Origin of the sequence: Sphingomonas sp. CCH9-E2 (genome assembly GCF_001557215.1) — a bacterium.
Classification (GTDB): Bacteria; Pseudomonadota; Alphaproteobacteria; order Sphingomonadales; family Sphingomonadaceae; genus Sphingomonas.
The window spans coordinates 1-10,970 of the sequence record NZ_LSJM01000335.1 but is presented as its reverse complement, the minus strand read 5'-3'; the positions used below and the strand labels follow the sequence as shown (position 1 = coordinate 10,970).

Annotated in this window: 13 protein-coding genes and 1 tRNA gene; 9 read left to right on the top strand and 5 right to left on the bottom strand. The window is 67.2% G+C overall.

The genetic code is table 11. The features are described 5' to 3' along the window. The 5 genes from AX681_RS15865 to AX681_RS15845 form a co-directional block, all read right to left on the bottom strand. A partial coding sequence (locus tag AX681_RS15865; protein ID WP_066682474.1) for a carbon-nitrogen hydrolase family protein occupies positions 1-690 on the bottom strand: 690 nt, incomplete at its 3' end. Beyond that, the gene (locus AX681_RS15860; RefSeq protein WP_066663128.1) at positions 687-1,274 is read right to left on the bottom strand and encodes a GNAT family N-acetyltransferase; all 588 of its coding nucleotides are present in this window, start codon (positions 1,272-1,274) and stop codon (positions 687-689) included. The genes AX681_RS15860 and AX681_RS15865, both read right to left, overlap by 4 nt. Then, positions 1,271-1,681: a ketosteroid isomerase-related protein gene (locus tag AX681_RS15855; RefSeq protein ID WP_066663132.1), complete on the bottom strand. Its 411-nt coding sequence runs from the start codon at positions 1,679-1,681 to the stop codon at positions 1,271-1,273. The genes AX681_RS15860 and AX681_RS15855 overlap by 4 nt, the downstream gene beginning before the upstream one ends. After that, positions 1,678-2,250, bottom strand: a complete 573-nt coding sequence (locus AX681_RS15850) for a YqaA family protein (protein ID WP_066663138.1) — start codon at positions 2,248-2,250, stop codon at positions 1,678-1,680. The genes AX681_RS15855 and AX681_RS15850 overlap by 4 nt, the downstream gene beginning before the upstream one ends. A gap of 45 nt (positions 2,251-2,295) precedes the next feature. Further along, positions 2,296-2,372: transfer RNA gene (locus tag AX681_RS15845), tRNA-Trp, on the bottom strand. 272 nt (positions 2,373-2,644) lie between these two features. Between AX681_RS15845 and rplK the strand changes: the two genes are divergently transcribed. The 9 genes from rplK to rplL all read left to right on the top strand — a co-directional run bounded on the left by rplK (position 2,645) and on the right by rplL (position 10,720). Then, positions 2,645-3,076 (top strand): 50S ribosomal protein L11, encoded by a 432-nt coding sequence (gene rplK / locus AX681_RS15840; protein ID WP_066663141.1) that lies wholly within the window; start codon positions 2,645-2,647, stop codon positions 3,074-3,076. 4 nt (positions 3,077-3,080) lie between these two features. Next, positions 3,081-3,779: a 50S ribosomal protein L1 gene (rplA, locus tag AX681_RS15835; RefSeq protein ID WP_066663143.1), complete on the top strand. Its 699-nt coding sequence runs from the start codon at positions 3,081-3,083 to the stop codon at positions 3,777-3,779. A 173-nt stretch (positions 3,780-3,952) separates the two neighbouring features. Continuing rightward, on the top strand, positions 3,953-5,695 hold the full coding sequence (locus AX681_RS15830; RefSeq protein WP_066663148.1) for a DEAD/DEAH box helicase: 1,743 nt from the start codon (positions 3,953-3,955) through the stop codon (positions 5,693-5,695). Between the two features lie 154 nt (positions 5,696-5,849). Then, on the top strand, positions 5,850-6,311 hold the full coding sequence (locus AX681_RS15825) for a YaiI/YqxD family protein (RefSeq protein WP_066663146.1): 462 nt from the start codon (positions 5,850-5,852) through the stop codon (positions 6,309-6,311). A gap of 242 nt (positions 6,312-6,553) precedes the next feature. Next, positions 6,554-7,384 carry an alpha/beta hydrolase gene (locus AX681_RS15820; RefSeq protein ID WP_066664941.1) on the top strand — a complete coding sequence of 277 codons (831 nt, stop codon included), beginning with the start codon at positions 6,554-6,556 and terminating at the stop codon, positions 7,382-7,384. A 115-nt stretch (positions 7,385-7,499) separates the two neighbouring features. Then, positions 7,500-8,975, top strand: coding sequence for a L,D-transpeptidase family protein (locus tag AX681_RS15815; protein WP_066682472.1), 1,476 nt, complete (start codon positions 7,500-7,502; stop codon positions 8,973-8,975). 20 nt (positions 8,976-8,995) lie between these two features. Continuing rightward, positions 8,996-9,316, top strand: coding sequence for a hypothetical protein (locus AX681_RS15810; RefSeq protein ID WP_066658147.1), 321 nt, complete (start codon positions 8,996-8,998; stop codon positions 9,314-9,316). Positions 9,317-9,767: 451 nt separating this feature from the next. Next, entirely contained in the window at positions 9,768-10,283 is a 516-nt protein-coding gene (rplJ, locus tag AX681_RS15805) for a 50S ribosomal protein L10 (RefSeq protein WP_066658149.1), read from the top strand. Between the two features lie 56 nt (positions 10,284-10,339). Next, positions 10,340-10,720: a 50S ribosomal protein L7/L12 gene (gene rplL / locus AX681_RS15800; RefSeq protein WP_066658151.1), complete on the top strand. Its 381-nt coding sequence runs from the start codon at positions 10,340-10,342 to the stop codon at positions 10,718-10,720. Positions 10,721-10,970 lie beyond the last annotated feature (250 nt).

Genomic DNA, 10,970 nt, shown 5'->3' with positions numbered 1-10,970 from the left:
CCCCGCCGCGCCATGGCTGGTGCCGAGCGAGGGTGTCCATTCGGCCTCCCCCACCACCGGTGCCTGCGCGACATAGCATTGGTTCTCCAGCGCCCGTGCCTGCGCCCCCACCCGCACGCGATGATATCCGTGCAGGCTGTCGGTCGCCGACGGGGCAAGGATCAGGGTCGCCCCCGCCTCCACCTGCGCGCGCACGATCAGCGGGAATTCGACATCGTAACAGATGGCGATCCCGATCCGCCCCAGATCGGTGTCGAACACGGTAAGCGGCGCGCCACCGCCGATATTCCATTCCTCGCGCTCGAACCGCGTCATCACGATCTTGCGCTGCGTGCCCATCTTGCCGCTCGGCGCGAACAGCCGCGCGTGGTTGCGGAACACGCCATCGCCTTCGCGCACTGGCAGGCTCCCGGCGCAGATATGGATGCCATGCCGCACCGCCAGCCCGGCATGCAGCGCGTCGACCCGCTCGACCAGCGATCCCAGCGCCGCGATCGACCCGTGCAGATCCTCGACACTCGCGGGGTCGAGCGCGGTCAGCTCCATCCCGGCATATTCGGGGAACAGCGCGATTTGCGCCCCCGCATCCGCCGCATCCCCGACCCAGCGCGCGATCTTGGCGGCATAGGCGTCCCAGTCGGCCAGCCGGTCGACCGGATAGGCCGCGGCGCCCAGGATGAACCCGCTCACAGCGCGCGGCTCCAGAATTGCAAGCGGTGCGGCGTCTCACCCGCCTCGCCCAGGTCCGCCCAGTGCATCGTGCACACCAGCCCCGGCACTTCGCGATAGCCGCGCGCGGTCCAGAACGCGGCATGGCTGCGCGCACCCTCCGGCCGCATCGGATGATCGTCGGGCCGGATCACCGAACAGAAGGTGGCGTGGGTCGCCCCCGCCCGCCGCGCGCCCGCCTCACGCTGGTCGAAAAACGCATGGCCGATCCCGCGCCCGCGCCACTGCGGGAGCAACACCGATTCGCCGAAGTAAAAGGTCGTGGGAACGTCGAACCCATGCGCTGCGACCGGCTCCAGCACCGCCGCCCCCTGCGCGCTCAGCGGCGATGCGGTCGCCATGCCGACAATGTCCGCGCCGTCGAACGCCGCGACCAGCACCGCGTGCGGCGCGGCGGCAAAGCTGGCGAGATACCCGCTCTCATACCCCGCATCGCCGTCATAGAGGTATGGCCATTCGCGAAACACCGCGATCCGCAACCGCGCCAGATCGGCGATGCGCTCCTGCACCTCGCCGGGGTCGAGCGTGCGGACGCTGATGCTCATCCGCCTACCTGGGCGATCCAGTCGGCAAGGTTGTAGTAAACCGACACGCGGGCGATGGCGCCGTCGCGCACTTCGAAAAACGCGCCCGCCGGCAGGACATAAGTCTGGCCGGTCGCTGGCGGCAGCCCTTCGTCGGTCGCCAGATATTCACCGTGCACGACAAACTCCGCCGCCGCCCGCGCGCCATCCGGCGACGTCATCACCACGATATCGGCCAGCCGCTCGCGGTAGCACCGGTCCATATGGGCCAGGAAATCGCGGAACGCCGCCTTCCCGTTCTGCCGCCCGCCCTGGTTGATGTCATGCGCGACATCCTCGCTCAGGCAATCGAGCATCGCGGCGCTGTCACCCGCATTGAACGCCGCATAATAGCGCTCGATCAGCGCCCGGGTCGCCTCCGCGCTCATACCAGCGCCACCACGGCAAAGCCGCCGATCAGCGCGGCGAGCACCAGCCACCCGATCAGGTTCAGCCGCTCCTCCAGCACCTTCTGCACCGGCTCGCCATATTTCTTGAGCAGGAACGCGACGAGGAAGAAGCGCGCGCCGCGCGTGATCGTGCACAGCAGGATGAACAGGCCCAGCGGATAGTGCGACAGGCCGCTGGCGATCGTGACCAGCTTGAACGGGATCGGGGTCAGCCCCTTCACCAGGATCAGCGCCGCGCCCCATTTCTGATAGGCGGCGGTGAAATCCTCGAACGCGCCGTGCCGGAAAAACTCCAGCACCTGATGCGCGAACCCCGTCAGGAAGTACCCGATCGCGTATCCGAACAGCCCGCCCAGTACCGACGCAATCGTACAGATCGTCGCAATCCGATACGCCTGCTCGCGCCGCGCCAGCACCATCGGCACCAGCATCACATCGGGCGGAATCGGGAAAAAGCTCGATTCGGCAAAGCTGACGGTCGCCAGATAGCGCTCGGCATGCCGATGACCGGCCAGCCTCAGCGTCCAGTCATAGAGCGCGCGGAACATGCGGGGCGATACCTCTGCAAGGGAACCGGGGCGCGCCCGGGAAAGTGGCAGGGGAGCTCGGATTCGAACCGAGGGCCTTCGGTTTTGGAGACCGACGCTCTAACCAGCTGAGCTACACCCCTGTGCGGTGCCGCGCTTTAGCGACGCTTTGGAAATCGCACAAGTGCCGCCTGCGACCTAATCCCGAATGGAACAGATGTAGAACATGTAATTTCCAACATTGCAAGCCAAAAAGCCCGCGCTTGCCTTTCGCCCGCTTCCTCGCTAAGGGCGCGCGCTTCCACCGGAACCCGATGGAATTGCGGGAGCACCGGATCGCAAGTCCGGGGCGCTTGGACCGCTAAACTTGAACCGGACGGGGCGATATGCCGCGTCCAGCGACAGAGTGAGAACAATGGCAAAGAAAATCACGGGCTATATCAAGCTCCAGGTGCCTGCGGGCTCCGCCAACCCCTCGCCGCCGATCGGTCCGGCGCTGGGTCAGCGCGGCGTCAACATCATGGAGTTCTGCAAGGCGTTCAACGCGGCGACCGGCGAGCAGGAGAAGGGCACGCCCCTCCCCACCGTCATCACCGTCTACGCCGATCGCAGCTTCAGCTTCGAAACGAAGCAGCCGCCGGCAACCTACCTCATCAAGAAGGCCGCGAACCTCAAGTCGGGCTCGAAGGAGCCGGGCAAGATCTCGGCCGGCAAGATCAAGCGCTCGCAGCTCGCCGAAATCGCGACCGCGAAGATGAAGGATCTCAACGCCAACGATCTCGATGCGGCAACGCGCATCATCGAAGGCTCCGCCCGCGCGATGGGCCTCGAAGTGGTGGAGGGCTGAACCCATGGCTAAGCAGACCAAGAAGCAGAAAGCACTGGCCGGCACCGTCGACCGCGAAAAGCTGTACGGCGTCGATGAAGCCATCGCGCTGGCTCAGAAGAACGCGACCGCCAAGTTTGACGAGACGATCGAAGTCGCGCTGAACCTGGGCGTCGATCCGCGTCACGCCGACCAGATGGTCCGTGGCGTCGTCACCCTGCCCGCAGGCACCGGCAAGACCGTTCGCGTCGGCGTGTTCGCCAAGGGCGCGAAGGCGGACGAAGCCCGTGAAGCGGGTGCGGACGTCGTCGGCGCCGAAGACCTGCTCGAGATCGTTCAGGGCGGCAAGATCGAGTTCGATCGCTGCATCGCGACCCCGGACATGATGGGTCTGGTCGGCCGTCTCGGCAAGGTGCTGGGTCCCAAGGGCCTGATGCCGAACCCGAAGCTCGGCACCGTCACCATGAACGTGGCCGAAGCGGTCAAGGCTGCCAAGGGCGGCCAGGTCGAATATCGCGTCGAAAAGGCCGGTATCATCCATTCGGGCATCGGCAAGGCGTCGTTCTCGGCTGCCGACCTGCGCTCGAACTTCGACGCGCTGGTCGATGCGGTGATCAAGGCGAAGCCGTCGGGCGCCAAGGGCAAGTATCTGCGCAAGGTCGCAGTCTCGTCCTCGATGGGCCCGGGCGTGAAGGTCGACGTCGCCCAGGTGTCGGCGATCTGATCTTCGCCCGCAAGCGAACCACGAAGAACCCCGGGGGCAACCCCGGGGTTTTTTCGTTCCCGGGCCACCCCCTCGCCAAACCCACAAAAATGCGCTATCGCCCGCGCAAATCCCCGCGATAATTTCGATTCCGACGCGCTGCCCGCGGGGCGCGCGGCATGTTTGTGAGCTTGATGCCCTTTTCACACCTTCCCACCCGCCTCGCCGAGGCGCTGACCCAGCGCGGATACGCCGCCCTCACCCCCGTTCAGGCCGAAGTGACGCAGGATGATGCGCGTAGCCGCGACCTGCTGGTTTCGGCCCAGACCGGGTCGGGCAAAACCGTCGCCTTTGGTCTCGCCATCGCCGATCAGCTGCTGGACGGCGATGCCCTGCCCGCCCCCGGCCTGCCGCTGGCGCTGGTCATCGCGCCGACGCGCGAACTGGCGCTTCAGGTCGCCAAGGAACTGACCTGGCTCTATGCCCCTGCCGGAGCGCGCATCGCTACCTGTGTCGGCGGCATGGACGCCTCGCGCGAGCGGCGCACCTTGTCCTACGGCACGCACATCGTCGTCGGCACGCCGGGTCGTCTGCGCGATCATCTCGAGCGCGGCGCGCTTGACCTGAGCAGCATCCGCGCGGTCGTGCTCGACGAAGCCGACGAGATGCTCGACATGGGCTTTCGCGAGGAGCTTGAGGCGCTGCTCGACGCAACGCCGGAGGAGCGCCGCACGCTCCTGTTCTCGGCGACCATGCCCAAGCCGATCGTGGCGCTTGCCCGCCGCTATCAGCGCGACGCGCACCGCATCTCGACCGTGGGCGAGGATCGCGGCCATGGCGACATCAGCTATCAGGCGATCACGGTCGCGCCGTCCGACATCGAACACGCCGTCATCAACCTGCTGCGCTTTCATGAGGCGGAGACGGCAATGCTGTTCTGCGCGACGCGCGACAATGTCCGCCACCTCCACGCCGGCCTGACCGAGCGCGGTTTTGCCGCCGTCGCGCTGTCGGGCGAGCATAGCCAGAGCGAACGCAACGCCGCGCTGCAGGCGCTGCGCGACCGCCGCGCGCGCGTCTGCGTTGCCACCGACGTCGCCGCGCGCGGCATCGACCTGCCGACGCTGAGCCTGGTCGTGCATGTCGAGCTGCCGCGCGATGCGGAGACGCTGCAGCACCGCTCGGGCCGCACCGGCCGCGCGGGGAAGAAGGGCACCGCCGTGCTCATCGTCCCCTATCCGCGCCGCCGCCGCGTCGAAATGACGCTGAAACAGGCCAAGATCAACGCCGAGTGGTTGCCCGTCCCCAGCGTCGAGGACATCAAGGCCAAGGATCGCGACCGCCTGATCGAAAAGATCACCGCCCCGGTCGAGCCGGACGAGGATGATCGCGCGCTCGCCGCCGAGCTGATGGAAAAGATGACGGCGGAGGATATCGCCGCCGCGCTGGTCCGCGCGCACCGCGCGTCGATGCCCGCGCCCGAGGAGCTGATCGACCGTGGCCCGTCCGATCAACGCGGGCCGGTCCATCGTCCCGGCTTTGACGACACCGTGTGGTTCAGCATGAATGTCGGTCGCCGCCAGAATGCCGATCCGCGCTGGATCCTGCCGCTGATCTGCCGTCGTGGTCATGTGACCAAGAGCGAGATCGGCGCGATCCGCATCGGCGCCGGTGAAACCCGCTTTCAGGTGCCGCGCGCCATCGCCGACCGCTTCGCGCGCGAAGTCGCCAAATCGGCGGGCCCGGACGAGGATGTGCTGATCGAGCAGGCCGACGGCCCGCCCCCGCCGGGCACGCGCGGCGACCATGAGCCGCGCCACGGCAAGCCGCGCAACCACAGCCGCCCGATGCACCGCGCGCGTCCTGCGGGTGGCCCCGGTGGCGGTCAGCCGGCGCGTTCGCCCAAGCCCCATCGTGGCAAGCCGCCGAAGAAGTGAGTTCTACTGACGTTCGTCACCCCGGCCTTGTGCCGGGGTCCACTCCTCAGCCCGTCCAGCCGTTTGCGGCTAGCGCCGGACACATGCCGCACGTATTGAGATGTGCGGCACCGTGGACCCCGGCACAGGGCCGGGGTGACGAAGTGGCAAGGGCATGACCTCCCCCCTCCACATCCTCGTCGATGCCGATGCCTGTCCGGTAAAGGACGAGATCTACAAGGTCGCATGGCGGCGCGAGGTAGCGGTGACGATCGTCGCCAACAGCTTCATCCGCATCCCGGATCATCCGCTGATCACGCGCAGCATCGTCTCGGACGGGTTCGACGCGGCGGATGACTGGATCGCCGAGCGGGCCGGGCCGAAGACGGTCGTCGTAACCGCCGACATCCTGCTCGCCGACCGCTGCCTCAAGGCGGGCGCAACCGTCCTTGCGCCGACCGGCAAGCCGTTCACCACCAGCTCGATCGGCGCGGCTATCGCGACGCGCGCAATCATGGCCGATCTGCGCGCCGGCGGCGACCAGATCGGCGGCCCCGCCCCGTTCGGCAAGCAGGACCGCTCGCGCTTCCTGTCCGCGCTGGACGAGGCCCTCGTCCGTTTGGCGCGCTTCCCCTGACAATCCTCCCCCGCCAGGGGGAGGTGGCGCCGAAGGCGACGGAGGGGGAGGATAGCGGCGTCCACTCGGCTCACGCCGATTCCCTTCCCCCCTCCGTCAGCTGCGCTGACACCTCCCCCTGGCGGGTGAGGATTGAAGCGCGCATCCGACCTGCCCAAAAGGCACGCGAACCTACCCGATGGTGTAATCGTCGCTCCCGCCGCGCCCTGTTAGTCTTCGTGCATTCCCAAGAGGAGGCACCCATGACCCAGGAACGCATCGTCCAACCCGACGGCACCGGCATCACCCTGCACAGCTGGCCGGTGGCCGATGCCAAGGCCGTGGTGGTGCTCCAGCACGGTTTCAACGCGCACGGCGTCCACATGCAGTGGCCTGCGGAGCAGCTCAACGCGGCGGGCTACGCCTGTTATGCGGTCGACCTGCGCGGTCGGGGCACGTCCGATGGTCCGCGCTTCTATGTCGAGCGGTTCGATGACTATCTCGCCGACCTTCAGCTCGCCTTCGACCGCGCCCGCGTCGATCATTCGGACCTCCCGATCTTCCTCATCGGCCACAGTGCGGGAGGCGTGATTGCGACTAGCTACGCACTGAAGCACCAGGCGCAGCTCGCGGGGCTTGTCTGCCACAGCTTCGCCTTTCGGGTTCCCGCGCCCCGCTTCGCGCTCAACCTGTTGCAGTGGATCGGCGGCTTTCTGCCGCGCCTCAGCGTGCTCAAGCTCAAGAACGCCGATTTCTCGCGCGATCCGGCGCATGTCGCGATGATGGACGCCGATCCGCTGATCGCCAACGAGACCCAGCCTGCGCGCACGGTTGGCGAGCTCTGGGCGGCGGACAAACGGCTCGAGGTTGCGTTCGGTGCCTTCGCGATGCCGATCCTCATCGTCCATGGCACATCGGATCATGCGACGCTGCCCGCCGGCAGCCGCTTCTTCTTCGACCGCGCCGGATCCAGCGACAAGACGCTCAAACTCTATGACGGCTATTATCACGACCTGCTCGCCGACATCGGCAAGGACGTGGTGATGCGCGATATCCTCGACTGGATCGCCGCTCGGCTGCCTGCGCGCAGCTAGGGTCTGGACGCAATCGGGACGGGATCGAGATTGCGGGAGCGTGCAGGACGGCGGGTGACATTCGCCCGCGTCCCCCCTATCATCGCGCGGACCGGTGATAAGGAAGTATTGCTCCATGTTCGGACGACCCGGGCCGCATCTGTTCGCGGCCTCTCTGGCGCTCGCAGCCGCAGCTCCCGCGCTGGCGCAGACCGCTGCGCCGTCGCCCACCCCCAGCGCATCGCCGACCGCCGCGCCGGTTCAGGTCCAGCCGACCCCGGTCGCGCTGCCGTTGCCGACGATCACCCCGGCGCAGGCGGATCAGTTGCGCCGCATCATCGTGCAGGGCCGGATCGCGCATGGCCTGCGCTATTCGACCCAGGCGGCGGAGGTGCTCCCCGCCGATGACGCGGGGCTGGTCCGTGCCGCGCTCGATTACGCCCGCGCGATCCATATCGGTCGCCTCGACACCGCCGATTTTCAGGAGGATTGGGCGTTGCGCCCGGCGGCTTGGGACCCGATTCCCGGCCTGACCCGCGCGCTGGCGGACAACCGGCTGGCGGCATGGTTCGCTGACCTCGCCCCGCCCTATGAAGGCTATGAGACGCTGCGCGCCGGCCTTGCCCGCTATCGCCTGATCGAAGCGGCGGGCGGTTGGTCGGCGATTGCCGCCGGTCCAGACATGACCGTTGGCGCCACCGGCCCGCGCGTCGCCGCGCTGCGCGCCCGGCTCGCGGTCGAGGATGACGGCGTCGCCCGGCTCGGCAACAGTTTCGACGCGGAGCTGAAGGAAGCGGTGATCCGCGCCCAGCGCCGCTACGGCCTCAACCCGACCGGCACCGTGTCGAGCGGCACGCTCGCCGCGTTGAACGTCCCGGTCGAGGCGCGCGTGCGTCAGATCATGGCGAACATGGAACGCTGGCGCTGGATGCCCAAGTCCATGCCGACCGACCGGGTTCAGGTGAACATCGCATCGGCCAGCGTCGCGGTGTTCGAAGGCGACCGCCCGGTGATGTCGATGCGCGGCGTGACCGGCAAGCCCGGCGGCGGCGAGACGCCGATGCTGGTGTCCAACATCCATTCGGTCGTGATCAACCCGCCGTGGAACGTCCCCGCCGGCATCGCCGCGCGGGAACTGTTCCCAAAGGGGCCGGCCTATCTCGCGCGCAACGGGTTCAAGGTGATCGGCACCGGCGCCAACCGCCGCCTGCAGCAACAGCCGTCGCACTCGGCGCTGGGCAAGTTCAAGTTCGACTTCAACAACCCCTTCGCGGTCTATCTCCACGACACGCCGACCAAGGGCACCTTCTCGCGCTTCGACCGGCTTGCCAGCCATGGCTGTATCCGCCTCGAGCGCCCGGCCGAGCTTGCCAATCTGCTGCTGGCCGGCGACCCGGTATGGACGCCGGAAAAGGTCGCGGAGACCGTTGCGGGCGGCCAGACGACGCGCGTCCCGCTGCAAAAGCAGGTCGCGGTCTATCTGCTCTACTGGACCGCCTATGGCAGTGCGAATGGCACGATGAATTTCCGCGGCGACCCGTATAATTGGGACAAGACGCTCGCATCCAAGATCGAGGCGCGCTCGGCCACCCAGGCCCAGTCCGCGCGCTGAACACCACCGGGAGACAAAAGATGAACTATCGCCGTACGATCCAGCTCGCCACCGCCCTTGCCGCCGCGGCAGCGCTCGCCGCCTGCTCCGGCGCATCGGAAGAAGCCGCGCCCGCCGAAAACGCGGTCAACGCAATGGAGCTGACCGAAGACCTGCCGGCGGACGAGAATGTCACCGATGTCGCACCCGTGACGACGGACAATGCCACTGCTCCCGCCCCGGTGGCCGAACCGGCGACGGCTGACGAAGCGCAGATTCAGGACGACGCCGAAGCCACCGGCATGACCGCCCGCGTCCAGCGCGGCGAGAGCTCCGGCAACCAGACCGCACCGGCGGAGTAAGGCACCCTAGTTCCTCCCCTGCCCCGCACGGGAGGTGGCGCCGAAGGCGACGGAGGGGGAGGAAGCACTGCGGCTTGAGCCTTAAGGGCATCGCCGTCCTCCCCCTTCCGTCATCTGCGCTGGCACCTCCCCCTTGCGGGGGAGGATAGACTTACCCCCACCCTTGACTCCTGTCCCCCACCCGCTATGAGCGCGCCTTCGCGTCACCGGGCGACCGGTGCGCGTTCCGTCCGAGACAGTGGGTGTGCGGCAACCGGCCGCACTTAATTTCCCGCCAAGACGGGGACAGAGATTTACGCCGGTCGCATCCGCATCGCGGAGCGTCCGGGTCAGCCCGCCGGACCCTTCCGGCCCTGACGATCATGCCCCCACGGACATTGGGGATCGGGCAGCCGCTCGGTCTCTGGCGTAACCGCTCCGGCCCTGGCCGGGGCATAGTGAGGAGACAGGCATGGATCGTTCTCAGAAGACCCAGGCCGTTGCCGAGCTGAACAGCACCTTCAACGAGGTCGCAGTGGTGGTCGTCACCCGCAACCTCGGGATGACCGTCAAGCAGTCGACGGACCTCCGCAACAAGGCGCGTGCAGCTGGCGCGAGCTACAAGGTCGCAAAGAACCGCCTTGCCAAGATCGCGATCGAGGGCACCGATTACACGGTGCTCGCGGACCTGCTGACGGGTCCGACGGCGCTTTCCTATTCGACCGATCCGGTTGCCGCCGCCAAGGTGGTTACCGAATTCGCCAAGACGAACGACAAGCTCGAAATCGTCGGCGGCGCAATGGGAAGCATGTTGCTCGACGCGGAAGGCGTGAAGGCGCTTGCATCGCTGCCTTCGCTCGACGAACTGCGCGGCAAGATTGTCGGCCTGCTTCAGGCCCCGGCAGCCAAGCTCGCGTCGATCACCCAGGCACCCGCGGCGCAGCTCGCCCGCGTGTTCAATGCCTATGCGGAGAAGGACGCGGCCTGAGCCGTCGTTCATTTGCGATTTTTCGAACCAATCTGAATTTTTGAAGGGAATATCAAATGGCTGACCTGAACGCTCTTGTTGACCAGCTGTCGGAACTGACCGTCCTCGAAGCCGCTGAGCTGTCGAAGCTCCTCGAAGAGAAGTGGGGCGTCAGCGCCGCTGCTCCGGTCGCGGTTGCCGCTGTCGGTGGCGCCGGTGGCGCCGCTGCTCCGGCTGCTGAAGAGCAGACCGAGTTCGACGTGATCCTCACCGGCGACGGTGGCAAGAAGATCAACGTCATCAAGGAAGTCCGCGCCATCACCAACCTCGGCCTGACCGAAGCGAAGGCTCTCGTCGAGGGCGCGCCGAAGGCCGTCAAGGAAGGCGTGTCGAAGGACGAAGCCGAGAAGCTCAAGAAGCAGCTCGAAGAAGCCGGCGCGACCGTCGAGATCAAGTGAGCCTGAGCGCCGCAAGGCGCTCCGGACTCATCCGGCGCAGGCCGGGATCTCGTGCGGCAAGCGATCCGTTTGCTGAACAAAGGGGGCGGTCCGGCAACGGGCCGCCCCTTTTCGTTGGGCGAGATGTGCAGAAATCCCTCCCCTGCCCCGCAGGGGAGGTGGCGCCGAAGGCGACGGAGGGGCCGCCCTCGCAGTGGGCGGAATTTTGCCGAGCTGGTCACGGCCGTCTGCGCGGCCGCCCCTCCACCAC